We start from the raw sequence: 26,314 nt of genomic DNA, 5'->3' as shown, positions 1-26,314 counted from the left end.
TGGCGCTTTTATTGAGGAATGTGGCATCGCGACTATTGGGATAATCGCACCACGATGTTGAATAACCGTACTTGCAAGTAAGTGTGCATAACGCGCAGACATCACAACTGACTCACCCGCTAATCGCGTAGCAAGATAACCTGCACTGAATGAATCACCTGCAGCGGTTGTATCAATCACACTTTGCTTATCGAGTTTTATGGCGGGAACTTCATCACAATGTCCTTGCTGTATAATGAGGCAAGGTTCTGCGCCTTTTTTAATAACGATTTCCCCAACACCAAATTCAATCGTTCTAGACACACATTGTGCTTCTTCGCTATCCCCCCAAAGAAGAAATTCATCGTCTAATGTGAGAAAAGCCAAGTCAGTGAGTGACAAAACAGCTTGATAGGTTTTTTGCGCTGCATCGAGACTTTCCCATAATCTTGCGCGGTAATTATTATCAAAGGCGATTTTCACACCCTTTTCTCGACACTTAGCTAATTGCTGTAAAAGCAGTTCTCTATCTTCCGGAGATAAAATCGCCAAGCTGATACCACTTAAATAGATATAATCAAAATCAAGCAGTTGCTGACAAATCATTGGGGCTTTTGGTGATCGTAACCAATATCGCGCGGCAGCATCGTTACGCCAATAATGGAAGGTACGCTCTCCTTGGTTATCCGTGTTTATGAGATAAAGTCCGGGTAATTTATTGTCTAATCTCTGGACTAATTCAGTATGTACGCCTTCTTTTTGCCATTGCTCTAACATGGCACTACTCATTGGATCTGTACCTAACGCACTTACATAATGAACAGATAAATTAGGATTTGCGCGAGTCAAATAAACAGCAGTATTAAGAGTATCTCCTCCAAAATGGCGTACAATACTCGCCTGATTTTCGGATAGTTCAATCATACATTCGCCAATAACAGCCACATTGATAGCCATAGCGCTTTCCATTTTCACATTAGCAATGATGTCATTTTATTTTAAATTGATTCAATTAAAAAGATTTAAAACAACATTTCATTAATTTTGTGATATTGTCATTGTTTTCAAAATGCATAAAAAAGTAAGTTTAAAGAAGATCCATAAAAAGCCATAAAGTACTCATCATGTTATCGCGTGCTCAGATACCCAATAGCATACACAGAACCATGACGGCTATTTATCTCTATCTACTTTAAATTCAAAGTGATACACACATAAAAAATATCAAATTTAGATATTTTTCATTTAAAAATACTGTGATTAGCAACACGTTACATGATGAAAAATCGTTAAGCTTATTGAATCATCATCGCTAATCGCTATAATTTTTGTAGCATTTCAAATATAATGAAACAATAAATCATTTTTTAGGACTCACAATGTCTGAAATAGAAAACACTCCTGATTCAGTTTCCTCTGTACTCAAAGTATTCGCTATATTACAAGCACTTGGCGAGGAAAAAGTGATTGGTGTGACAGAGTTATCCTTGCGGATCATGATGTCTAAAAGCACCGTCTATCGTTTTTTACAAACGATGAAAACGTTAGGGTATGTTTCCCAAGAAGGTGAAACAGATAAGTATTCTCTTAACTTAAAATTATTTGAGTTAGGCGCAAAAGCACTTGAAAACCAAGACTTGATTAAACTTGCTGATGAGCAAATGTATCGCCTTGGAAAACTAACCAAAGAAACGCTTCATCTCGGTACATTAGACGAAGACAGCATTGTTTATCTGCATAAAATAGACTCTGAATACAATTTACAGATGTATTCTCGCATTGGTCGTCGCCGTCCGCTTTATAGCACTGGGCTAGGTAAAATTATGCTGGCTTGGCTTCCAGAAACGGAAATTCGCGCTATTTTGGCTAATGTGACTTTTGAACCTTTCACAAAATACACACTGAAAGATATCGATGCTTTACTTGTTGAATTAGAACAAGTTCGCAAACAAGGTTACGCAGAAGATAAAGAAGAAATGGAACATGGCTTACGTTGTTTTGCTGTGCCTATTTATAGCCGTATGGGCAGAATTATTGCCGGCCTCTCTTTATCTCTACCTTTAATTCGTTTCCAAGAAGAGAATAAAGTTGCGTTAATCGCGCAATTACATGAAGCAGCAGCAAATATTTCTGCTGGATTAGGTTTCCACGACTACCCTTTTAGCTACACAGACACCAATGTCTTGGCTGAAAACATTTAAAAATCAAACCTAACTCTTTGTTTATAATGAAAATCCATTAATAATATATTAATGGATTTTTTTATTTATCTCTGTCATCACGAATCCTGTAATTTCGCCTTATAGAGCTTAAAAATAGTTCGGCTATTCACAACTAAGAAAAGGCTTTCTTGTGCTATTCCACCAATTGAACCTGCCCAAATATTATGCGTTAACCAACATAACGTACTGGTTAACATACACAATCTAAGCACAATACCGTTAAAGCGAAATAGTGCATAGGTTGTTAATGTCGTCGCTAATAACGTTAAGAATTGTATTGGATGGATGATTTTTGGGATCACTAAAAACCATGCTAAAGCAATAAAGATCAACATGATCCCAATATTACGCGAATAGCCCGATACCCAATTTCGGATTGCACAAAGTAAACAGTTAATAGCTCCGACTGTTGAGCCTATCAAAAAGAAATGAATAGACATCAAAAGGCCATTGAGCGTGAGCTGAAATCTCAGTTTGCTATCTTGTCGTTGCATAAAGGCAGTTGCACCAATAAGGCACCCCAGAACACCAATACCTTGGGCAAACCAATAATTTTCAAAAAACATGCAACCCCCTTATCACAGCTCAACGAAAAAAGGCGCCTTTGGGCGCCTTCTTCAACAATAGCGTATTAACGCGCTAGCCAACCACCGTCAACTGCGATGGTATAACCATTAACATAATCAGAAGCCGAAGATGCTAAGAAAACAACAGGCCCCATCATGTCACTAGGAACGCCCCAACGCTCAGCCGGAATACGCTCTAAAATAGCCGCATTACGCTCTTCATCAGCACGCAGAGCTGCGGTGTTATTTGTTGCCATATAGCCCGGAGCGATAGCATTCACGTTAATGCCTTTACTTGCCCATTCGTTTGCTAACAAACGGGTTACGCCCATAACGCCACTTTTAGATGCGGTATAAGACGGCACACGTATGCCACCTTGGAATGAGAGCATTGATGCAATATTAATAATTTTACCACCAGTGCCTTGAGCGATAAATTTTCTAGCCACTGCTTGTGACATGAAAAAGAGACTTTTAATATTGAGATCCATAACATCATCCCAATCTTTCTCTGTAAAATTAATCGCATCTTCTCTACGAATGATACCGGCATTGTTGACTAAAATATCAACGTGTCCGAAATGAGCGACGGCTTTATCCACCAGCCCCGGCAACTCGTTCGTTTTACTCACATCAGCTTGCAAACTTAAAAAACGACGACCAAGTGCTTCTACTTCAGCGATAGTCTCTGTCGGTTCAACAAGGTTGATCCCCACAATATCGCAACCAGCTTGAGCAAGCCCTAATGCCATACCTTGGCCTAAACCTGTATTACAGCCAGTTACAATGGCGACTTTACCTTTCAGATCAAATGCATTCAGGATCATACCATTACCTCGAATATAGGAAATATGTACCACCAATTCATATACTTGGTGGCTACTTTATTATGAGTAATACATTTATCTGATTAGCGCAGATCGCGCACCGCAACGTGATCCATATCGCTAAAGACCTGATTCTCACCCACCATACCCCAAATAAAGGTATAAGCTTGTGTTCCAACACCTGCGTGAATAGACCAACTTGGTGAAATAATGGCTTGTTCGTTATGAACTAATAAATGGCGAGTTTCATCTGGTTTACCCATCATATGGAATACCGCTGCATCATCTTTCATATTGAAATAGAAATAGACTTCCATACGGCGTTCATGTGTATGACAAGGCATGGTATTCCAAAGACTACCTTCCTCTAGCTGAGTCATACCCATTACTAATTGGCAGGTCGGTAATACGTTAGGAACTAAATATTTATAAATAGTACGGCGATTACTGGTGCTTGCATCCCCTAATGTTTCAGGAGAAGCCTGATCTTGTGTGATTTTACGTGTTGGGTAAGTGGTATGTGCAGGCGCGCTGTTATAATAGAATTTAGCTGGATGAGCAGAGTCAACACTCTTAAAGCTGACATCACGAGCACCTTTTCCTACATAAAGGGCTTCTGCTTTGCCCACTTCATAGTTTGTACCATCAACCGTAATCACACCTGCGCCACCAATATTAATAAGGCCTAATTCACGGCGCTCTAGGAAATAGGTGACACCAAAAGACTTACCTAACTCATTAGAAAAAGTGAGTGTAGAGTCCACCGGCATAATTCCACCAAATACAATTCGGTCGATATGACTATAAGTCATCGTCAGTTTATTAGGGCTAAAAACTTCTTCTATCAGAAACTCGCGGCGCAGGCCTTCTGTATCTAGTTGTTTGGCATGGTCGCTATGAATGCTTTGACGAGTTTGCATAATGAACCTCAATTCCTAGCCTTGATAGGCATTAATGATAATGTGTGAAAATGCATCACTTTTATAGGGACACGATATCAATAAAAAACACAACCATCAATAAAAATATAAAACATTGTTTTATTTTTTTGAACATATCGTTCTTTTTATAGAAAAAGACAATTTTTTCTTTAAGAAGTAAAAAAGCCACTCAATAGAGTGGCTCTTGATATAACTGATAATGACTTACTTATGGATACTTGATGACTTTATTTATAGCTCTGTTTAATTTCTTTAGAAATCGCTAATCCACGTTTCGCTTCTTTCTCAGCAAGTTCAACGGATAAACCGATATAAGAACGAGGATCAAGCATTGCCTTAATTTCATCAGCATTAAAGGCCGCTGTGATGGTTTCATTCTTCATCAGGTTAGTATAAAAATCTTCACCGTCTGCTGCCGTTTTAATGGCTTCTTCATATAACAGTGAATGCGCTTTATCTTTACCTAATTTTTCTGCCATTTTCATCATAACGTATTCGGTATTATCTAAACCCTTATTTCTCATCACGTTATGTAGCATTCTCTCTTCATGAGGAACGATGGTTCTTGAAAGCTCTTCCGTTCTTAATAAAATTTCTGTTGTTAATTCTAATGCTTCTTCAATTAAGCCATCGAATAACATATAAGAACTGCTGTCACCTTCATAAGGTCTTACCGCAGAGTACATACCAACATTAGGTAACGAGTACAGTTTCTGTGAGTTAGCAATAATACCTTTCGCCAATTTTGGATTAATTTTATGAGGCATCGTGCTACTACCCACAGTGCCTTTTGTAAACCCTTCAGAAACCTCAGCAATTTCTTCTAATGTAGTGCTATAAACTTCTTCACCAATTTTATGGCAGATATTTGCCATCAGTGCCAAGTTCATCATGTACTCTAATTTATGCGTACTTAGGTTACGTGATGGTACTTCCATTGCTTGCATACCCACTAATTCAGCAACGCGTTTTTGTACTTTCATTCCCACTTCAGGCATTGAGTTAAAAGCACCGACTGCACCACCCATCATAATGGTGAATACTCGCTTTTCGCATTCTTTCATACGTTGGTAGCAATCAATAAAATCACTGATCCACACTGAAACTTTATATCCGTAAGTGATAGGAATAGCATGGCGACCGTGCGTTCTACCTGCCATTACCATATGTTTTGTTTTTTCAGCGAGATTTGATAAATTTTCAATAATTTCGCTCAACAATAACATGAACTTATCGTGTACTGTTTTCATCATATACAGCTGTGAACTTTGCTGTATATTTTGCGTGGTAATGCCGTAATGCACATATTTACCGCTCTCTTCAGAGCATGCATTCACCAGTACTTTTAAGAAAGGCACAAAGCCATGACCGATTTTTTGATAAATGCGGTTCATCTCTTCGAAATCGATATTCTCAATAATCGCCTTTTCTTTAATTTCATCAGCGGCAGACTGTGGAATAAAACCGTGTTCAGCTTGTGCTTGCGCTAACATTGCTTCAAACATCAACCAAGTTGAATATTTAGCTTCATTGGACAGCAGATTTTTTATACCGCGATCGTCGATTGTTTTACTTTTAGAATCGTATAACGCTCTCATCATGTATCCTTTTATTTCTTCATTGCTTCATCAACAGCATTGCGAACAAATTCGACTTTAGGGCCATAAACGACATGGACATGGTTTGCTGCCGGAAAGAAGAATGCTGTACATCCAGACTCCAACATTAATTCTTTATCTATTTGATTAACTTCATTAATGTCGATACGTAGTCGTGTAATACAGTTATCAACATTACGAATATTTTGTTTGCCACCTAACGCTTGGATTAAAATCTCTGCAATTTCGCCATAACGTTTTTCTTTAATTAATGTATTTTTCATATTGCTTGATTCTTCTCTACCCGGTGTTTTGATATCGAATTTGACGATAGCCCAGTAGAAAATAAAGTAGGTCACAACAGCAAGCGCACTACCAATCAGCACTAAGAAGATCCAGTTCGTGTGCTCGTACAGTAAACCAAAGATAGTGAAGTCAAAGACTGTGCCTCGGATATAACCGATCGCAACACCTGCAAAAGAGAGCAGAACTGCACCAATACCCACGATAATCGCGTAAATTAAATAAAGTAACGGTGCGATAAAGACGAAGGTAAATTCAAGCGGTTCGGTAACGTTACCTAACATTGCAGTTAAGACCATCGTCACCAGCATTGATTTAACTTCAGCACGGTTCTCTTTTTTCGAGGTTTTATAAATCGCTAATGCAATCGCTGGGAATAAGAACAGCGTTACCAACATTTGTTGCTGAGCCATAAAACGCGTCAAGCTTGGCATCATTGCCCAATATTCACTGCTTGGCCCTTGGTTAAATAACACTTCTGTCATTGCTGGAACAACGCCCACATAGGTTTGTCCATCAATCACATAAGAACCACCAGCTTCGGTAAATCTAAACAGAACGTTCCAGACGTGGTGTAAACCAAATGGAATAAATAGACGTTCACCACCCGCAGTAAAGAAAGGTCCGACAGGACTTAAGAAGACAGCCGAGAGCTTAGTTAAGCCCATGACTAATACTTCCCAAATAAATGGCAGTAATGCACCTACGCAGATCATCAATCCGACCATAATAATGGCGACAGATTTTTTCCCTGAGAAGAAGGCAAATGCAGTCGGTAATTCAAGGTTATAGAATTTATCGGTAGCCCATGCCGCAATTAATCCTGTGATAATCCCCCCTGCGGCACTGATATTCATGGTTTGTATACCAAGCACCTTGATTTGCCCCACCTGCGTCATAATCGCAGGATCAGCAAGCTTTCCTGTCAATACCAACCAGATATTGATAGTACTTATCAAGGTCAAATAGCCAACAACGGAGGCAAAGACCGCTATCCCCTTATCTTTGTGGCTCATACCATATGCCACACCCATTGCAAATAAGAGAGGAATATTGTCAAACACCACACCTGCAATAGTACGGATACTAACTAATAGAGCATTGACTGTTTCATTTCCTAGAAAAGGAAAGCGTGCAATCATATAAGACTGAACTAAAGCACCACTGATCCCTAAGATCATACCAATAGGTGCCAATACACCGATAGGTAGAAGTAGGGTTCTACCAAAGCGCTGAATAGATTCGCTGAACTTTTTCCTGGCCATATTTTTTTCCTTATGACTTCTCGAATATAAAAGAATTACCGAGGTACTCTATCTTAGGGATTATAGGAAATGAATGACGCGCTGGTTTTAAATATTATCTCAGGTCATACTTTATGACTTAGGTCTTTTTATTAATTATCGACTTAATAAAGAACAGTGAATAAATCATTTTATTCTATTAAATAATATTTATTTTAGGACTTGGAAGTAAGATTGAAAAGAAAGGCTATTTTAGAATAAACGATGATTAATCTAACGAGATATATTAATACTATTCACGCTTTAATCATTAAAAAGAGTATTTAGTAATAAAATATAGGCACTGTTATCTCTTTTTAAAGTAGATTTTCTAACTCATTAATCAGTAAATCCACCAGCATAAAAAAACCAATACGGGATTTAGTATCATCTTTTTTAGTATCATGATTATCAGCAAAACAAAATAGAGCATGAGTCGCATAACTGGTTAATTCATTGGTATTAAATGCCGTCATACTAATGATATTGGCATCTTTCAATTGTACAATTTTTGCTGTCTCGATGATTTTTTTAGTCCCACCAGAAAGAGAGATAAAGATAACTGTGTCGTCTTCATTAACAAGGCGCGTAAACGAATCAGATAAATTGTAATCATTAATAAAAAAGCAATGTAGACCTAATGCAAACAATAGGTGCTCAAGGTAATACCCTACGGCTTTGCTCGTGCCTCTTGCGACAATAAAAATATTTCTAGAATGGCGTAAGGTTTTTGCACACTCCTGAATTTGTTCTTCATTAATTAAGGTAAATGTTTTATGAATATTTTTTTCTAATTGTTTTTTATAAGATGCCGCATTAGTCTTTTCGACTTTATTTCTCGTCAAAATATAATTATTAATTTGGAATTTAAGCTCTTTAAATCCACTAAACCCTAACTTTTGCGATAAATTAATGATAACCGTTTTTGATACAAAAGTTTTAGCCACTAAATCATTAATATTTAAATACGGAATATCCGCAATATTATCGGTGAGATATTTTAATACTTTCTTTTCGCTGATGGTTAAATTGTCATAATTTTTTAAAAAATCCAGCATATCTCACCCAATAAATTAATCTAAAACATCTTATGAAAACAGCACACATCAAAAAAGCAGTTCTGTTCTTTTTGCGAGTTTATGTGAAATAAAGTGCATAACGAGTATACGTTAAATCATACAGTTATGTAGGATCAGAGTGGTATTTTGTGAATTAGGATAATATTGAGCCCATTTTTTAATGAGCTCAATACGTGTTATTCGTTACCCCAGCGATTAAGAAACATGGCGATATCATCAATGCGTTTTTTATCAATACCCGCTTCTTTTGCCATCTCTTGCTGTGCGTTCTCACTAATTTCTTCGTTATTCATTAATCGAGTAAGTAGCAACTGGAAATAAAGAGCAAGCGCATCTTCTTCTGCTTCAGCAACTGGCTCTGTCGACTCCATCGCATACTCTTCGACCATATCATAATATTTAAAGTGGATTTCATTGTTCATAAGTTGTCCCCAAGGATTAACGTTTATACTCGTCATATTCGAATGGCTAAGAGTATATCTCTACATTCGCCTGTTAACCTAAAATTCGCTATCATCCACTTCCTTCTTTTTTGCGGATAAGCTGATGTCTACGATTATCGATACTTTTATTGCTCCACCTTGCCATGATGAAATCGAGATCCTTTATCAAGACGAGCACTTAGTCCTTATCAACAAACCGACAGGATTATTGAGTTTATCAGGAAAAAATCCACAAAATATAGACTCAGTACATTATCGATTAGTGAAGCTATTTCCGGGATGTACACTTGTTCATCGGCTTGATTTTGGCACATCTGGATTGATGGTTGTGGCACGCAATAAAGCAATCAATGCCCTTTTGTGTCAGCAATTTAGCCAGCGCAGTGTAACCAAAATATATAATGCACTACTGTGTGGGCATTTGGGTGATAATGAAGGCATAATTGATGCACCGATTGCAAAAGATCCCGCTTTGTTCCCACGCATGTCAATTTGCCCTATTAATGGCAAGCCAGCACGCTCTCGTTATCACGTTATTGAGCGTTTTTATCATACATTAGAAGATGGAACGTTATTGCCTTTAACGCGGGTACAATTTACGCCTGAAACTGGAAGGACGCATCAACTTCGTATTCACAGCCAATTTATAGGACATCCTATTTTAGGTTGTGATTTATATGGTGGGTGCGATGGAGGCTTAATTGAAGGAATGGAAGGAACTGAACGGACTCCGCGACTGATGCTTCATGCGAGTGAACTTCATTTTGTTCACCCCATTAGCCAAGCACCAGTAAAAGCGCACAGCAAGAGCCCGTTTTAAATATCGATATTTACAGTTTAAGTGCTTTTACTGTTTCATCGATATCGAGTTCATCTTCAGTAAAAACGATTTCTGTTCCGTGCATTGTGGTGATCGCAAGCTTTCTTAACGTGCGCATATTATTAGAGTTATCCGCTGATTTTGGTCTGATACTATTCATTAAAGTACCGACAGAAAGTACGGTGTTTTCTTTATTGATATGCGTATCTGCGGGCACATCTTCACTAAAAATTCGAAATGATTTAATGGATGTCAGTTTAACTCGCTCACCTGCAATATAAACGTATTTGCTGTCTGGGATCACTTTAACCGCGTAAGCAGACAAGCCTTTGGTATTTGTGGTTGGTTCAAACGTGACATTTGCATCTGTTTTTATCAAAGCAGGATTGGCAACTTTAATCACATGAAAATAACGGTTATCACCGTTTTCATCTTTAATAAATCCAAAACCTTTATCTTCAAACCACTTTGTGATTATTCCGTTCATTGCCATTATCGCCTACTTAATCGTTTATCTACAAAAATTTCCAGATGCAGTATAAAGCACAATGCTTATACAGACTATGCCTTTGAACTAATAAGCTACTTTACTGATCACCACATCAAATCATCTGGGATTTTAAAATCAGCATAAGGATCGTCTTCATCTTGTTCTGTCTCGCTAAGTGCATTATTTAACAAGATGCAGTCCACGTCTCTTTGTGTAATTTTATCCGCAACACTGGCTGGAATAATTGCGTATTCCGTTTTATCTGCATTATCCAGACGAGCAATAGCGAGACGTCCACTAATCAATTGAGATTGTGTCAGTTTATCCACCACGATATTTTTAATCACATTATTGTCAGTGAAGTTAAAATCAATATCGCCTTTTGTTGACGTAATTCTATTCATCTCAATAAGTTGCTTAACTTGCGCTTTATACTCTTTAGATAACGTTGCTTGTTTTTGTTGCTCACTCAGCAGTTTATCGCGCTCAAGCTGGGCTTTTTTATTTTCTTCTACGGCTTCTCTTGCTTCTCGCGCCTGAACACGTGATTTTTTTGCCGTTCTTTGGACTTTTGCCATTTTTTTACTGGTCACAAGCCCTGCTTTTAACATTTGCTCTTGTAAGGTAAGTTTTGCCATTTTTATGCCTAAATCTGCTAAATAATTTTTGAAATTATACCTGTAATTTCTAAGAGTGCATTAGATTGGAAAGATGTTGAAGAAAACTGATTTAAAAATTTCACTACTTGAGAAAATATTTATCTTACTTCTATTTTTTAAGCTTTTTCTTTTCTGTGGAAATTAATTGTTTGATACTTTTTTGAGGAGATGGTAAATCTTCAGGCATTGTGCCTCCTAGCTCATAAATAGTTTCTCGAACTTTTCTTCCTACATCAAAGTGAGTTTTATTTGCCTGTGTCTTATTTTGCACATTATCTCGCCTAAGTTTTTCATCTGCTTGTGTTGCTCTAAATAGATTAGCCGCTAATTCTGTCGACCCCATATAATCTAATATTTTTTGAGACTTAGCTAAATTTTTGCGCTGATGAATACCTTTTTGATCTAACCCTCCATATAGTCCCTTGTAACCATGATTTTGAAATATCGCAAAATCAATTCTAGTTTCAACTCCTGCCTGTTGTGCTGCTTCTACGAGTTGCTTATTGTGTTCTTTCAATTCATTGCGCAGAAATAAACGCTTTTCATCTTCCCGTAACTGTTTAAAAACTTCATCATCCACTAGCTCTTGTCGTCGAGTCTGAATAGCAAAATAAGTTTGCCCAGAAGCAATTACAGGCTTACTTGGATCACCATTTTGAACCACAAGGTAACAAGCATAGCGAGAAAGTATGACGTCTTTTATCTTTCGCTGTGCACCAGATCCGATGTTCACCATACCGAGAATATCCTCGAAATGGTCATCTATCCTATGTTTACTCTGTAGACATGCTTCTTTAGCTCTGTTTAAAACAGGCATGAAATGACGGTATTCCGAATATTCCAAAAGCTTAGAAAGCTCTCTAGCAGACCAATATTCAATACCAAATTCATTAATTCTTTTTATTTCGTCAAAAGGCTGATGGTGATGTTCCACAAATAATTCCTTTCTATAGAAAACTGAATTTTTTCTTTAAGATAATAACCGTGATTTCTAATACATGTACTTTGTATAAGGTATTAATAATCTTATCTTCTACGAGTTGAGCCAACAAAATTAATCAATTTATATTGAATATAGAGCAATTTATTTCAAGGAAAAACTCCGTTATAACGATCTCAACCATCAGATAAAAATGATATTTAGATCAATAAGTTTTAGGTGTAACAAAGGCACCTAATAAAATACTTATATCTAGTTTTCGATTTAAAAATAAATATAGAATATTTAAGTATTCGCAATCACATGATGAGTAGTTTTAGCAACATTTGAACCTATCCGTACATTCAGAGTATATTGGAAAAACTATCGTCAAACTTTCTCTTATAACAGGTAATACTAACAATGGCTCTGATCCCAAAAAACTATGCACGGTTAGAAAGTGGCTACCGTGAAAAAGCACTGAAAATCTACCCGTGGGTATGCGGACGTTGTGCGCGTGAATTTGTCTATTCAAACTTACGTGAACTAACCGTTCATCATATTGATCACGACCATACCAATAACCCAGAGGATGGTAGTAACTGGGAGTTATTGTGTCTGTTTTGCCATGATCATGAACACTCTAAATACACAGAAGCAGACCAATACGGCACAACCGTTGTCGCTGGTGAAGATGCACAAGATGATGTAGGAGCAGCAACCTATAATCCTTTTGCTGATTTAAAGTCGATGCTCAATAAGAAAAAATAGTGAAGATAATGTCTACTTTGGTGTAAAGCAGTCAATCGGTTCCCCTTTTCACGCTCTTACACAGAATGGTGTATACTTGCCAACAAGAAATTTGTTCACGGTTAATTAATAATGAAAGAAATTGAAAAAGCAAAAATTAAACTCCTTAGCGACCGTTTAGACCTTATTAGTCATAAAATGGCAAGTATCTCACTGACGGAAGAAGCGGAAAAATACGCAGAGTTTGAGAAAGAAAAAGTAGAGCTGGAAGCTGAAATTGTTCGTCTGAAGGCAGTACGTAACAATAAACTAAGCAAAGAAGCACAGAAATTAGAGAATATGCCATTCAAACGCCTCATCACTAAGAAAGAACAGGCTGATATTGGTAAGCTGAAGAAAGCTGTGCGAGGCTTGGTAATTGTCCATCCAATGACGGCATTAGGCCGCGAAATGGGTCTAGAGGGAATGACCGGTTTTTCTAAGACTGATTTCTAGTTAGATAATTAGCTCAACTAAAACCTGTAATGATCGACTAATACTGAAAGGTTCTTAATATACTTTTCGTTGTTATGAACCGTCAGTTATCCTAATAAAAGATTAGGAAGTAAAGTATCACGAAAGCTTGAAAGCGAGGATCATTGAGAGATTAAAATACTTTACATTGTATTGTTTGCTATCATCCGCAGTTGTTCGGTAAAACCGAACAATTGAATCTTCAACTAACTCACCTTCAGTAAAAATATTGCTGATATGCTCACTAATCGTGGCTTTAGCTTTACCGTAAAGCTCACAAATAGAGGATTGAGATAACCACAGTGTATCGGATTCAAAACGGCATTCGACGCGAGTTTTACCATCTTCACTTCGAAATAAAACAAATTCACCCTGTGGTGCTTCAGGAAGATTTTCGCTCATTACACTGCCCCCACTCTATACGTTATAAATAAACCGTGACTAACAATATACCATGTTTATCCAAAAAATAAGGGTGACGGTAAATAGAGAATAAACTTATTATTTTTCCAAAAAACAATATGATAAAGAGATAACAAGAGGCTTTATTGGGAAGTGATAAAAACAAGAAGTGGCGGAAGATCACAGGAGTCGAACCTGCCAAGGACCGCTGGCGGCCCCATCTGGATTTGAAGTCCAGCCGCCCCACCGGGGACGATGATCTTCCATTTTTGAATGGGTCAAAAGGAAATAACGGGATGATTATACGCTGAATTATTTTTAATCCCAAGTGCATCAAATCAATAAAACCCCTTTCAAATAAAATAATCCCGTTTTTGAGTAAAACCTCCGATAATTACCGCGATACTATTGAACTTATACAGTTTCATCCTCATCTTACTATCTATAACGAATAAACTCAGTGGTGTGTTTTACGTCACTGCAAACCAAAATACAGGATGTTTTTTATGTCAAATCCATTACTTAGCACAACGGGATTACCTGCATTTTCCCTTATCAAACCAGAACATGTTGTTCCTGCACTAAAAGAAGTTTTAACCGCATATCGTGAAACAGTTGAAAAATTACTGGCTGATAATACTCAGTTTAACTGGGATAACCTTTGCCAACCATTGGCAGAAGCAGGTGATAAACTTTCTCGTGTTTGGTCCCCTGTTAGCCATTTAAATTCTGTTAAAAACTGTGCTGAACTACGTGAAGCGTATGAGCAGAGTTTACCGTTGCTATCTGAATTCAGTACATGGATGGGGCAGCACGAAGGCTTATATCAAGCTTATAAATCAATTAAAGAAAGTGCTGATTTTAATGCGTTAACTCAACCACAGAAAAAAGCGGTTGAAAACGCATTACGTGACTTTGAATTATCGGGTATCGGTTTACCAAAAGAGAAACAACAGCGTTTTGGTGAAATCAGCGCACGTATGTCTGAATTAGGTGCGAAATACGGTAATAATGTATTAGATGCCACAATGGGTTGGTCTAAATTAATTACTGATGTAAAAGATTTATCAGGTATGCCTCAAAGTGCTATTGATGCAGCAAAAGCTATCGCACAAGCAAAAGAGCAAGACGGCTATCTGTTGACACTTGATATGCCAAGCTACCTTCCTGTCATGACATACGCAGATAATCGTGAACTTAGAAAAGAGATGAGCATCGCTTATAGTACGCGAGCCTCTGATCAAGGTCCAAATGCAGGTCAGTGGGATAATAGCGAAATTATTGCCGAGATCCTCGCACTACGCCACGAACTCGCTCAATTGCTTGGTTTTAAAAATTACGCTGAAAAGTCACTTGCAACTAAAATGGCTGAGTCTCCAGAGCAAGTCCTTAGCTTTTTAACTGACTTAGCACAACGAGCTCATCCGCAAGGTGAAGAAGAGTTAGCTGAACTCACTCAATTTGCAAAAGAACACTATGGCGTTGATAAATTAGAGTCATGGGATCTGGCTTACTACAGCGAAAAACAGAAACAACACCTATTCTCAATCGATGATGAGCAACTACGTCCTTACTTCCCAGAACAACGTGCTTTAAGTGGCTTATTTGAAGTTGTTCATCGTATCTATGGTTTAACAGCCAAAGAGCGTAACGACATCGACACTTGGCATGATGATGTCCGTTTCTTTGAGCTTTATGATGAAAGCAACACCTTACGCGGTAGCTTCTATCTTGATTTATATGCACGTGAACACAAACGTGGCGGTGCTTGGATGGATGATTGCATGGGAAGAATGCGTCATGCAGATGGCAAGCTACAAAACCCTGTTGCTTATCTCACTTGTAACTTCAATAAACCTGTAGGTGATAAACCTGCACTGTTTACTCATAATGAAGTCACCACACTGTTCCATGAGTTTGGTCATGGCTTACACCACATGTTAACGCAAATTGATACCGCTGATGTTGCAGGTATTAATGGCGTGCCTTGGGATGCCGTTGAATTACCAAGCCAATTTATGGAAAACTGGTGCTGGGAGCCAGAAGCGTTAGCCTTTATTTCTGGTCATTATGAAACTGGCGAACCATTACCACAGGCAATGCTTGATAATATGCTTAAAGCAAAAAATTATCAGTCAGCAATGTTTGTATTACGCCAATTAGAATTTGGTCTGTTTGATTTCCGTTTACATGCTGAATATGATCCCGCTAAGGGAGCTCGCGTGATGGAAACCTTAACCAGTGTGAAAGAGCAAGTTTCTGTTGTTCCTTCAACACCGTGGGCACGATTCCCTCATGCCTTTAGCCATATCTTTGCCGGTGGCTATGCTGCAGGTTATTACAGCTATCTATGGGCGGATGTCCTGGCGGCTGATGCCTTCTCTCGCTTCTCTGAAGAAGGTATTTTTAACCGCGAAACGGGTCAATCATTCCTTGATAATATTTTAACTCGTGGTGGTTCAGAAGAGCCAATGGAGCTGTTCAAACGCTTCCGTGGCCGTGAGCCAAAACTTGATGCTATGCTCAAAGGCTACGGCATTAAAGGATGATATGTGAATATCTGTTTACTTTGTGAAGAAGGCGCTGATAACAGCGCCTTATCTGATTTAGCGCAACGTTGGGGACTAGTTCACGACGAAACGCAGATCATGGCTTTAGTATTAACGCCTACTCACCTTGAATTACGCAAACAAGATGAACCAAAATTAGGTGGCATCTATGTGGATTTCGTAGAGGGCACAATGGCACATCGTCGTAAATTTGGCGGTGGTCGAGGTGAGGCAGTGGCAAAAGCTGTCGGGATAAAAAAAGACTATCTACCTGATGTTGTTGATGCGACAGCAGGACTTGGTCGAGATGCATTTGTATTAGCGTCTATTGGTTGCAAAGTTAGAATGGTAGAGCGCCATCCCGTCGTTGCTGCATTACTTGAAGATGGCCTAAAGCGAGCTTATCTTGATGCGGATATTGGCGAATGGATGCAAGAGAGAATGACGTTAATTCATGCCTCTTCAGCCCAAGCACTGGCTGAGATCACACCGCCTCCAGATGTCGTCTATCTTGATCCGATGTATCCACATAAGACGAAAAGCGCATTAGTAAAAAAAGAGATGCGAGTGTTTCAGTCTTTAGTCGGTGCAGATGAAGATGCTGATGCATTACTCGAACCCGCAATCACTTTGGCGAAAAAACGTGTCGTCGTAAAACGACCCGATTATGCAGAGCCATTAAATAATCAGCCTGCACATGCCAATGTAACAACCAAAAATCACCGTTTTGATATTTACCCTTGTGTGTAAACACTTACATATAAGGGAAAAGAATTTGGTCTGAAATCTGACGGGTGTTAAACACCCGTTCAGAATCAATGAAATTTACAGTACGCCTTGTGCCAGCATTGCATCAGCGACTTTAACAAAGCCTGCAATGTTTGCGCCTTGAATATAATTAGTCTGCTTACCTTCACCACCGTAATTAACACAAGCATGGTGAATATCTAACATGATGTGATGTAAGCGAGCATCCACTTTCTCTGCTTTCCAGCTTAAACGTGCCGCATTCTGCGCCATCTCTAAACCAGAGGTTGCAACACCACCCGCATTAGCCGCTTTACCTGGTGCAAAAAGGACACCAGCTTCGATAAAGGCATCTGTTGCTGCAATCGTTGTTGGCATATTCGCACCTTCAGCAACAGCTTTAACACCATTTTTGATAAGAACTTTAGCTGCTTCTAAATCTAATTCATTTTGTGTCGCACAAGGCAAAGCAATATCAACAGAAACAGCCCAAGGTTGTTGCCCTTCAAGATACGTTAAACCAAACTCTTTCGCGTACTCTTCAACACGACCATAATTATTTTTAATTTCAGTGAGACGAGCTAGTTTTTCAGTAGTAAATCCCGCTTCATCAACCACAGTACCGCCTGAATCTGATGCGGTTATGACTTTTGCACCTAACTCTAAACATTTTTCGATAGTGAACTGCGCAACATTACCTGCACCAGAAACCGCCACACGCATTCCCTCAAGAGACATACCATGACGTTTAAGCATCGCATTAGTAAAGTAAACTAAGCCGTATCCAGTAGCCTCTGGGCGGATTAAACTACCACCGAATGAAAGGCCTTTACCTGTAAAGACGCATTCATTGCTATTAGACAGCTTTTTCATCATTCCTGCCATAAAGCCAACTTCTCGTGCACCCACACCAATATCACCGGCAGGAACATCCGTATTAGCGCCTAAATGGCGATAAAGTTCAGTCATTAATGCCTGACAAAAACGCATCACTTCCCCATGACTTTTGCCTTTAGGGTTAAAATCAGAACCCCCTTTGGCTCCTCCCATCGGCAATGTAGTTAATGCATTCTTAAATGTTTGCTCAAAACCTAAGAATTTTAGGATAGAAAGGTTCACTGATGGGTGAAAACGCATACCACCTTTGTAAGGACCAATGGCTGAGTTAAATTGGATACGCCATGCACGGTTAACTTGCACTTGCCCTTTATCATCTAACCAACAGACGCGAAACTGAATAATACGTTCAGGCTCAACTAAGCGCTCAAGTAATGATTGTTCACGATATTGTGGATTTTTCTCTAAAAAAGGCCACAAAGTGGTAAAAACTTCACGAACCGCCTGATGATACTCAGGCTGATGAGCGTTATATTTTTCTACCCCTTCTAAAAACGAAGATAATGAGCCAGATATATTCATTCAGCTATTCCTTTTTTGTGTAATGTGATGTTGGCATAACCTCATTTATTCGGAATATTTTTGGGTTTTGTGAGGTTGATGTTGTTTTGCTTCTTGAATATATCATTAAAATACATTCACACTTCAAGACATTTTTTTCATAATTAGACAAAAAAAAAAGGTTGACTCTATTTAACAGCAGGAAAAATGGGAATTTTAGGCAAAAAAATACCTGCATAAGCAGGCATTTTTTTTGCTTAAACAAGCAAGCGATTATTATTCGTCATCTTTCAGAGGAACAATTAGCATATCAACATGCACAGTATTAATTAGTTGGCGTGCTGATGACATCAATTTGCTCCAGAAGTCTTGGTGATGGCCACAAACGACTAAATCCATATCGTATTTCTTAATCGCATCAACCAGAACTTGACCTAAATCACCGCTACCACTCAGGGTTTCCTGAATTTCATAACCTGATTTATCAGAGAGATCTTTTAACGCGTTACGGGTTTCATCAGTAATACGTTGTTGCATATCACCGAGGTTGACATCAATTAGACCGGTATAAAGATCAGAGTAGTTAACATCAACGTGAATTAAGGAAACTTTGGCATTATAGGGTTTTGCCATAGATACAGCTTTCTGTACTAAGACGTTACTCTCAGGGGATAAATCAACTGCCACTAGAATATGCTTATAAGCCATCGTGAACTCCTTCCATAAGCTGATTAATCGGTTGGAAAGGCGGTTAAGCCTAAATCCTATGTATTAAATATAACGTTTTAAGATGAAAGTTAGATGTCGTCTTGATCACAACTTATGTCAAATTCATCAAGAAAGCATCTATCGATAAATAACAATATACACCATTTTAGATTAGCACGATGTCATTCACCGACAATATCATCATAATAATGAGAATTGAGTATAAAAAACAACAAAAACACCCTTTTAGAGTTATTTTTTATCTTTTTTTCTGAAAAAGGAAACAACTTGAAAAAGTCACTTTTGTTTATTGCTTAATTTCGCCTAAACTTAAATTAGAGAAAAAAGTAACCTTTGTTGGTAAAGGTTTTCTCATCTCAGAATCTATTATTCTAGGGAGGGGATTATGTTTAATGTCATTGTAGTCTTTTGGGCACTCTGTATTCTTTGCCTAATTAATATGGTGCGTTATTTCTCATCTATTCGGGTATTACTCACCATATTGCGCCAATCTGATCCTTTGCTTTACCAATCGGTAGATGGCAATGGATTTTTTACTATGCATGGGCAATTTTCAAAACAGTTACGACTTATCCGCTATATTAACCAACGCCAATACATCAACCATCATAATCCTGAAGTTATTATGCGTTGCGAGCGAATTTATCGGCAATTTTATCTTGTTAGCCGTTTTTGTATTTTGGCTGTCGCAAGTTTAATTGCGATGCTTTTCTGGTAGCGACAAAAACAAAAAAACGGTGACTAAAAGTCACCGTTTATAAACAAACTTGGGTAAGTTACTGTTATCAGCTATTCACAATAAATGTCAGTGATATCCAATAAAGTAAACCTGATAAACCAATGCTAACTGGTAATGTTAAGATCCAAGCCAGTGCAATATTTTTCACTGTCTTCGTTTGAACACCACCACCATCAACAATCATGGTACCTGCAACTGCAGATGATAAAACTTGTGTTGTTGATACAGGCATACCCGTATAACTTGCTACACCAATGGAAACTGCTGCTGTTACCTGAGCAGAAACCCCTTGAGCGTAAGTCATACCTTTTTTACCAATCTTCTCACCAATTGTTACTGCAACGCGTTTCCAACCTACCATTGTCCCGATAGAGAGCGCTAATGCCACTGCGATAATGATCCAAATCGGAGCATATTCTACTGTGTTTAGCAGGTCACGACTCAATGTTTTTAAGAACCGTGCATCTTGGGCGCTAGTTTCTGGTAATTTAGCCACTTCTGTTGCGGTATCAGCGATACACATAAGTAATCGACGCATTTGAGCACGCTGGTCTGCTGTTAGCTCATCATAAGAGCTAATATCTGCAAGCATCTGTTCTGTTTGATTCAGAACAACTGGCGTTCTTGCGCTATTACAATGAAAATCTGTATCACTAGCATCAGCTTGTGCTGGTACTACTGGTGTATTCTCAATAGCATGTTGTAGTGCTGGCTGGTGTTTCTCATAATATTGTTGTAAGTGTACAACTGCATCATGAGTTTTGGTGATATCGTATCCGCTCGCACTCATATTGACGACAAAGCCCGCAGGCGCCACGCCAATTAATACCAACATGATAAGACCGATACCTTTCTGCCCATCATTTGCACCATGAGAGAAACTTACCCCAACTGCAGATAAAATCAGTGCAGTACGAGTCCAAAATGGTGGCTTACGCTTACCATCTTGCTTCTCACGTTCAGCTGGTGTCAGGTGAATACGACGACGTTTTTTCGTACCACTCCAGTAACGGCGCAGTAAGAAAATCATCGCGCCTGCAATAACCAAGCCGATAATTGGTGAAAGAATGAGTGATAGGAAGATACTGATCATTTTTGGTATGTTTAATGCGTCAACGATAGACGAATCTGTCACGATAGCATTTGTTAAACCAATACCAATGATAGCACCTATCAGCGTATGTGAACTTGATGCTGGAATACCGAAATACCATGTACCTAAGTTCCAGATAATGGCGGCTAACAGCAACGAGAAGACCATGGCAAGGCCATGAGCCGAGCTCACATTCAGCAGAAGATCTGTCGGTAACAAGTGAACGATAGCATAAGCTACGCTCAATCCACCGAGCAAAACTCCAAGGAAGTTAAATACACCCGCCATCACGACCGCAAATTGCGCACGCATAGCACGAGTATAGATAACAGTTGCTACCGCATTTGCGGTATCATGGAAGCCGTTAATAGCTTCATAAAATAGCACAAATAACAGTGCTAAAACCAACATTAAACCTGTATGAAATTCTAGGTCAGTAAACAAATGTAGCATAGACGTTAAGCCAGTTAGTTGGACATGAACGCGGCGCATTATCAGCGACAAATGCGAACGGTGGAAGCGAAATTTAACCTTTTTTTGATTTGATAACCAAGAAAATCAGAGCCTTTTTAAGATAATTCCTTATATATCATTTAATTAATAAAAATAAAAAAAAAGTAAATTTCTGACAAATTTTTTCCTTGCTAATAAGAATTTAGGTGAAAAATGCAGATTTCTCCATATAATTTTACAAAAACACTCTGATCTTACGCGAAAATCATTGATTAAGTAGTCAGAGAAAACCAAGAACGAGACATCATTGTGGGATCATACGATACAGTAATTATAGGTGCAGGTGCCGCGGGGCTTTTTTGTGCGTCTTTAGCAGGACAAGCAGGATTATCTGTTTTAGTCCTTGATAATGGTAAAAAAGCAGGCCGTAAAATTCTAATGTCAGGTGGTGGGCGTTGTAATTTCACCAATATGTATATCGAACCTTCGGCATACTTATCAGAGAATCCACATTTCTGTAAGTCAGCACTTGCTCGCTATACACAATGGGATTTTATTGAGTTAGTGCAAAAACATAACATTGCCTACCATGAAAAAACGCTAGGGCAGCTATTTTGTGATGATTCAGCACAACAAATTGTTGATTTATTACTCACTGAATGCCAAAAAGGGAAAGTAAGTGTTCGCTTACGTAGTGAAGTCACGCAAATAGAGAAAACAGATGTAGGCTTTGCTGTTTTTGTTGATGGAAAAACTATTACGACGCCTTCGGTGGTTATTGCTAGTGGCGGACTTTCTATGCCCGGTTTAGGTGCCACCCCTTTTGGCTATAAAGTTGCAGAGCAATTTGGGCTTCCAGTTTTACCAACACGTGCAGGATTGGTTCCTTTTACATTGCATAAACCTCAACTTGAGCAATTAAGCCAGCTATCTGGCGTGGCTATACCCGCTATTGTGACGGCAAAGAATGGGACGAGTTTTAAAGAGAACATTCTTTTTACTCACCGTGGTCTTTCAGGTCCGGCTATTTTGCAAATCTCTAGTTATTGGCAACCAGGTGAGTATGTAAGTATTAACTTACTTCCAAATACTGATCTTGAAAGCTTTCTACAAGAAAAACGTCAAGAGCATCCGAATCAATCATTAAAAAATACGCTTTCTCGCTTATTACCAAAGCGCTTTATTGAAATAATGATAGAAAATAAACAGTTACCTGATATTTCTCTGACTCAACTTAGTAACGAACGTATTACGCAAATTGCAACGTTACTACAAAAATGGCAAGTTCAACCCAATGGCACGGAGGGATATCGTACCGCAGAAGTCACACTGGGTGGCGTAGATACTCGAACCCTCTCCTCTAAAACAATGGAAGCTACAAAAGTAAAAGGACTCTATTTTATTGGAGAAGTAGTTGATGTGACGGGTTGGTTAGGTGGATATAACTTCCAGTGGGCATGGAGTTCAGCTTATGCCTGTGCGCAGAGCCTTATCTCAACATCCAAATCGACTTTTGTTGAGTAATAATGAATAAATCTGTAAATATTAAAGTTATAAATATTGGTTTTATAATTCTTTAAACTTATAAGTCATACATAATAAAAACCAGCCATCATCAATCAGTGATGGCTTTTTCTTCTTGTATTTCTTGGTAGAGATCCAAAATACCTTATACCCTTTCCTTTTCTCTGGTTTTATGCCGCATTTTCTCTTCTTTTTCCTATAAATGACCCTATAAAGAATATTGTTAACTATTTGGTTATATTAATGTTTTAAAAAATTATTAAAATAAAATAACTCGTTAATCAGTGAGTTATGACTTTTTTGGCTCTTTTTTCTAATTTGCTTAAAAAAAGGACTTTACAAATGATACTGAGAACTATTATCATCAATAACACTTTCAGATGCACCACCTTCAGGGTCATATGAAAGAACGACATTGCTCACATTGCTTCCAGTGTTTTACTTTAGCCAGCCGGGTGCTGGCTTTTTCTTTTCTAGAACTTATTCGATGTTTTTGTTTCCTCTTATTCAAATTATTTGAATTCTCAGGTTAAATTCCTCCGCTTTTTTACTTTGCGCTATTGAGTAAACTGTGTTCAACAACTTCAGAGAAGGAAACACATTATGATTTATCTACGCAAAGCAAATGAAAGAGGACACGCTAATCATGGTTGGCTAGATAGCTGGCATACCTTCTCTTTCGCAAATTATTACGATCGTGACTTTATGGGATTTTCTGCACTACGAGTTATTAATGAAGATCGCGTCATACCCGGTGAAGGATTTGGTACTCATCCACATAAAGATATGGAAATTTTAACCTATGTGCTTGAAGGTAATATCGAGCATAAAGACAGCATGGGTAATAAAGAAAATGTTCCGGCTGGTGAGTTTCAAATAATGAGTGCAGGTACAGGTATTACTCACTCAGAATATAATCCGAATAGTGATAAAGGACTGCATTTTTACCAGATTTGGATTATGCCAAATACCGTCGGTATCACACCACGTTACGATCAACGCCGTTTTGATACGACAGTAAACAAACAGCTTATTTTATCGCCAGATGCCCGTGATGGCTCTTTAAAAGTCTTCCAAGATATGACGTTATGGCGCTGGAACCTGAAAAAAGGTGAAGAAGCACAATATAAAGCCGAAGCAGGTCGCCATGTTTGGCTACAAGTTGTGAAAGGTAAAATAACGATTAATGACATTATTGCGACCACCAGTGATGGTGTGGCAATTGCTAATGAAGATATGATCCGTTTCGTTGGTGATGAAGATAGTGAAATCTTACTGTTTGACTTACCTCCTGTAACAGCATAGTTGGGCTATCACCCTCTAAAACCACTTTTTCTCTAATAAACTATTTCACTTTATTTTTCTATTCCCTGAAATCTTCTCGCATTTCAGGGATTTTTTTTATCTCAAAGATCTCAATAATAAAAAAAACACCAAAATCACATCCTATGAGTTTGGTGTTTTTATTCATACCATGTTTTTATACTAATAAAAATTAACGTTTTGGCCCAACTTTAGTCAATGCTTGACCTGCTGGGGTATCCGTATACTTATCGAAGTTTTTCACAAAGCGATCGGCAAGATCGTCTGCTTTAGTATCCCATTGTGTTTTATCAGCATAAGTATCACGAGGATCTAAGATTTCGCTGTTAACACCAGGCAATGCTGTTGGGATCTCTAAATCAAACACTGGTAATGTTTTCATCGGTGCTTTATCAATATCACCATTTAAGATGGCATCAATAATCGCGCGTGTATCTTTAATTGAAATACGCTTACCTGTACCGTTCCAACCTGTATTAACCAAGTAGGCTTTTGCACCTGATGCTTGCATACGTTTTACCAATACTTCAGCGTACTGTGTTGGATGCAAAGATAAGAATGCTGCACCAAAACAAGCAGAGAATGTTGGCGTTGGTTCTGTCACACCACGTTCAGTTCCCGCAAGTTTAGCAGTGAAACCTGATAAAAAGTGGTATTGCGTCTGTTCTGGTGTTAAACGTGAAACAGGAGGTAACACACCAAAAGCATCCGCTGTTAAGAAAATGACTTTCTTAGCGTGACCTGCTTTGGAAACGGGTTTAACGATATTGTCGATATGATAAATAGGATAAGAAACACGGGTATTTTCTGTTTTTGAGCCATCATCGAAATCAACAGAGCCGTCAGATAACACAACCACGTTTTCTAATAGTGCATCGCGTTTAATTGCACCATAGATATCGGGTTCAGCTTCTTTTGATAAGTGGATTGTTTTTGCGTAACAGCCACCCTCAAAGTTAAACACACCGTCATCATCCCAACCATGTTCATCATCACCAATTAGCTTACGCTTAGGATCGGTTGAAAGAGTTGTTTTACCTGTACCAGATAGACCAAAGAAAATAGCAACATCACCACTTTCGCCAACGTTTGCGGAGCAGTGCATAGAAGCCATACCTTTAAGAGGAAGGAAGTAGTTCATCATAGAGAACATACCTTTCTTCATCTCACCGCCGTACCAAGTACCACCAATTAACTGAATGCGTTCAGTTAAATTGAAAGCCACGAAGTTCTCTGAATTCAGACCTTGTGCCTTCCAATTTGGATTTGTACATTTCGCTCCGTTCATCACAATGAAGTCTGGTGTGAAATTTTCCAGCTCTTCTTGTTCAGGGCGAATAAACATATTTTTAACAAAATGCGCTTGCCAAGCAACTTCTGTGATAAAACGCACTTTTAAACGTGTATCCGCATTCGCACCACAAAACGCATCGACAACAAACAAACGTTTGCCTGATAGCTGATTAGTAACTAACGATTTTAAGTCAGCCCACACTTCTTGTGAAAGTGGCTTATTATCGTTCTTACCTTTACCCTGATCAGCCCACCATACGGTGTCACGAGTAACATCATCACGAACAATGTATTTATCTTTCGGAGAACGTCCAGTAAATATACCTGTATCAACGGCAATAGCGCCTAACGAGGTTAGAGTGCCTCGCTCGTAACCTGTTAATCCAGGCTTGGTTTCTTCATTAAATAACAGCTCGTAGCTTGGGTTATAAATGATTTCACTCGTGTCCTTAATACCGTACTGCTGGAGATCCTTAGGGGTAAGACCTTTAACGCTCATAGTTTCGCTCCTGATAAATAGACCTTTCTACGAATAATATTAAGGTGTTACGAGTAATTAACAGCGATTGTTATCAATATTTTGAAAATTTATAATTTTTTTATGTTAAGAACGAGAGCTAATGCACAAAACTAAAGAAATATTGTTGAATAAAAAAGGACGCAAAATAGCGT

Annotated in this window: 23 protein-coding genes, 1 tRNA gene and 2 pseudogenes; 9 read left to right on the top strand and 17 right to left on the bottom strand. The window is 38.4% G+C overall.

The features are described 5' to 3' along the window. Positions 1–21 precede the first annotated feature (21 nt). A pseudogene (locus AB4J89_RS15355) lies at positions 22–936 on the bottom strand (sugar kinase); the annotation flags it as partial. Between the two features lie 422 nt (positions 937–1,358). Between AB4J89_RS15355 and kdgR the strand changes: the two are divergent. Then, positions 1,359–2,180: a DNA-binding transcriptional regulator KdgR gene (gene kdgR, locus AB4J89_RS15350; RefSeq protein ID WP_088494232.1), complete on the top strand. Its 822-nt coding sequence runs from the start codon at positions 1,359–1,361 to the stop codon at positions 2,178–2,180. 77 nt (positions 2,181–2,257) lie between these two features. On the opposite strand, the gene AB4J89_RS15345 is transcribed toward kdgR, so the two are convergent. The 7 genes from AB4J89_RS15345 to AB4J89_RS15315 form a co-directional block, all read right to left on the bottom strand. Next, positions 2,258–2,767: a YgjV family protein gene (locus AB4J89_RS15345; protein ID WP_368469819.1), complete on the bottom strand. Its 510-nt coding sequence runs from the start codon at positions 2,765–2,767 to the stop codon at positions 2,258–2,260. Positions 2,768–2,832: 65 nt separating this feature from the next. Continuing rightward, positions 2,833–3,594: a 2-dehydro-3-deoxy-D-gluconate 5-dehydrogenase KduD gene (kduD, locus tag AB4J89_RS15340; RefSeq protein ID WP_088494230.1), complete on the bottom strand. Its 762-nt coding sequence runs from the start codon at positions 3,592–3,594 to the stop codon at positions 2,833–2,835. A gap of 83 nt (positions 3,595–3,677) precedes the next feature. Continuing rightward, entirely contained in the window at positions 3,678–4,514 is an 837-nt protein-coding gene (gene kduI, locus AB4J89_RS15335; RefSeq protein ID WP_088494229.1) for a 5-dehydro-4-deoxy-D-glucuronate isomerase, read from the bottom strand. 248 nt (positions 4,515–4,762) lie between these two features. After that, the gene (locus tag AB4J89_RS15330) at positions 4,763–6,133 is read right to left on the bottom strand and encodes an adenylosuccinate lyase family protein (protein ID WP_088494228.1); all 1,371 of its coding nucleotides are present in this window, start codon (positions 6,131–6,133) and stop codon (positions 4,763–4,765) included. An 11-nt stretch (positions 6,134–6,144) separates the two neighbouring features. Then, a complete protein-coding gene (locus AB4J89_RS15325) occupies positions 6,145–7,701 on the bottom strand; it encodes a PTS transporter subunit EIIC (RefSeq protein WP_088494227.1) in 1,557 nt (518 codons plus the stop codon). Positions 7,702–8,036: 335 nt separating this feature from the next. Then, a complete protein-coding gene (locus tag AB4J89_RS15320; protein WP_088494226.1) occupies positions 8,037–8,777 on the bottom strand; it encodes a MurR/RpiR family transcriptional regulator in 741 nt (246 codons plus the stop codon). 197 nt (positions 8,778–8,974) lie between these two features. Then, positions 8,975–9,220 carry a DUF2543 family protein gene (locus AB4J89_RS15315; RefSeq protein WP_088494225.1) on the bottom strand — a complete coding sequence of 82 codons (246 nt, stop codon included), beginning with the start codon at positions 9,218–9,220 and terminating at the stop codon, positions 8,975–8,977. A 124-nt stretch (positions 9,221–9,344) separates the two neighbouring features. On the opposite strand from AB4J89_RS15315, the gene AB4J89_RS15310 reads away from it, so the two are divergent. After that, the gene (locus AB4J89_RS15310; RefSeq protein ID WP_088494224.1) at positions 9,345–10,061 is read left to right on the top strand and encodes an RluA family pseudouridine synthase; all 717 of its coding nucleotides are present in this window, start codon (positions 9,345–9,347) and stop codon (positions 10,059–10,061) included. 10 nt (positions 10,062–10,071) lie between these two features. Here AB4J89_RS15310 and AB4J89_RS15305 read toward each other — a convergent pair whose 3' ends face one another. The 3 genes from AB4J89_RS15305 to dinD form a co-directional block, all read right to left on the bottom strand. After that, positions 10,072–10,554: a cold-shock protein gene (locus AB4J89_RS15305; RefSeq protein WP_088494223.1), complete on the bottom strand. Its 483-nt coding sequence runs from the start codon at positions 10,552–10,554 to the stop codon at positions 10,072–10,074. Positions 10,555–10,655: 101 nt separating this feature from the next. Then, positions 10,656–11,189 carry a DUF2058 domain-containing protein gene (locus tag AB4J89_RS15300; RefSeq protein WP_088494222.1) on the bottom strand — a complete coding sequence of 178 codons (534 nt, stop codon included), beginning with the start codon at positions 11,187–11,189 and terminating at the stop codon, positions 10,656–10,658. A gap of 130 nt (positions 11,190–11,319) precedes the next feature. After that, positions 11,320–12,144, bottom strand: a complete 825-nt coding sequence (gene dinD, locus AB4J89_RS15295; protein WP_088494221.1) for a DNA damage-inducible protein D — start codon at positions 12,142–12,144, stop codon at positions 11,320–11,322. A gap of 408 nt (positions 12,145–12,552) precedes the next feature. On the opposite strand from dinD, the gene yajD reads away from it, so the two are divergent. Then, entirely contained in the window at positions 12,553–12,900 is a 348-nt protein-coding gene (gene yajD, locus AB4J89_RS15290) for an HNH nuclease YajD (protein ID WP_006534437.1), read from the top strand. A 111-nt stretch (positions 12,901–13,011) separates the two neighbouring features. Next, entirely contained in the window at positions 13,012–13,374 is a 363-nt protein-coding gene (locus AB4J89_RS15285) for a YibL family ribosome-associated protein (protein ID WP_194951477.1), read from the top strand. Between the two features lie 132 nt (positions 13,375–13,506). On the opposite strand, the pseudogene AB4J89_RS15280 reads toward AB4J89_RS15285, so the two are convergent. Together AB4J89_RS15280 and AB4J89_RS15275 are read right to left on the bottom strand one after the other, a co-directional pair. Continuing rightward, a pseudogene (locus AB4J89_RS15280) lies at positions 13,507–13,794 on the bottom strand (hydroxyacid dehydrogenase); the annotation flags it as partial. A 170-nt stretch (positions 13,795–13,964) separates the two neighbouring features. Beyond that, positions 13,965–14,059: transfer RNA gene (locus tag AB4J89_RS15275), tRNA-Sec, on the bottom strand. 241 nt (positions 14,060–14,300) lie between these two features. Between AB4J89_RS15275 and prlC the strand changes: the two genes are divergently transcribed. Together prlC and rsmJ are read left to right on the top strand one after the other, a co-directional pair. Beyond that, positions 14,301–16,343 carry an oligopeptidase A gene (prlC, locus tag AB4J89_RS15270; RefSeq protein WP_088494219.1) on the top strand — a complete coding sequence of 681 codons (2,043 nt, stop codon included), beginning with the start codon at positions 14,301–14,303 and terminating at the stop codon, positions 16,341–16,343. A gap of 3 nt (positions 16,344–16,346) precedes the next feature. Then, on the top strand, positions 16,347–17,093 hold the full coding sequence (gene rsmJ / locus AB4J89_RS15265) for a 16S rRNA (guanine(1516)-N(2))-methyltransferase RsmJ (RefSeq protein ID WP_088494218.1): 747 nt from the start codon (positions 16,347–16,349) through the stop codon (positions 17,091–17,093). Positions 17,094–17,168: 75 nt separating this feature from the next. On the opposite strand, the gene gdhA is transcribed toward rsmJ, so the two are convergent. Next, positions 17,169–18,509, bottom strand: a complete 1,341-nt coding sequence (gene gdhA / locus AB4J89_RS15260; RefSeq protein ID WP_088494217.1) for an NADP-specific glutamate dehydrogenase — start codon at positions 18,507–18,509, stop codon at positions 17,169–17,171. Positions 18,510–18,764: 255 nt separating this feature from the next. Further along, complete coding sequence (gene uspA / locus AB4J89_RS15255; RefSeq protein WP_023583131.1) at positions 18,765–19,196, bottom strand: universal stress protein UspA; 432 nt, start codon at positions 19,194–19,196, stop codon at positions 18,765–18,767. Positions 19,197–19,602: 406 nt separating this feature from the next. On the opposite strand from uspA, the gene uspB reads away from it, so the two are divergent. Next, entirely contained in the window at positions 19,603–19,935 is a 333-nt protein-coding gene (gene uspB, locus AB4J89_RS15250) for a universal stress protein UspB (protein WP_075672586.1), read from the top strand. Between the two features lie 67 nt (positions 19,936–20,002). On the opposite strand, the gene pitA is transcribed toward uspB, so the two are convergent. Beyond that, positions 20,003–21,502 carry an inorganic phosphate transporter PitA gene (gene pitA, locus AB4J89_RS15245; RefSeq protein ID WP_368469811.1) on the bottom strand — a complete coding sequence of 500 codons (1,500 nt, stop codon included), beginning with the start codon at positions 21,500–21,502 and terminating at the stop codon, positions 20,003–20,005. A 309-nt stretch (positions 21,503–21,811) separates the two neighbouring features. On the opposite strand from pitA, the gene AB4J89_RS15240 reads away from it, so the two are divergent. Both AB4J89_RS15240 and AB4J89_RS15235 read left to right on the top strand, forming a co-directional pair. Continuing rightward, entirely contained in the window at positions 21,812–23,026 is a 1,215-nt protein-coding gene (locus tag AB4J89_RS15240; protein WP_368469809.1) for an NAD(P)/FAD-dependent oxidoreductase, read from the top strand. 603 nt (positions 23,027–23,629) lie between these two features. Then, positions 23,630–24,331: a pirin family protein gene (locus tag AB4J89_RS15235; protein ID WP_088494214.1), complete on the top strand. Its 702-nt coding sequence runs from the start codon at positions 23,630–23,632 to the stop codon at positions 24,329–24,331. 190 nt (positions 24,332–24,521) lie between these two features. On the opposite strand, the gene pckA is transcribed toward AB4J89_RS15235, so the two are convergent. After that, positions 24,522–26,141 carry a phosphoenolpyruvate carboxykinase (ATP) gene (pckA, locus tag AB4J89_RS15230; RefSeq protein ID WP_088494213.1) on the bottom strand — a complete coding sequence of 540 codons (1,620 nt, stop codon included), beginning with the start codon at positions 26,139–26,141 and terminating at the stop codon, positions 24,522–24,524. Between the last annotated feature and the right edge of the window lie 173 nt (positions 26,142–26,314).

The organism is Proteus sp. STS61-E, assembly GCF_040932335.1.
GTDB lineage: Bacteria > Pseudomonadota > Gammaproteobacteria > Enterobacterales > Enterobacteriaceae > Proteus > Proteus mirabilis_B.
This window is presented reverse-complemented; position numbering and strand designations above follow the sequence as displayed.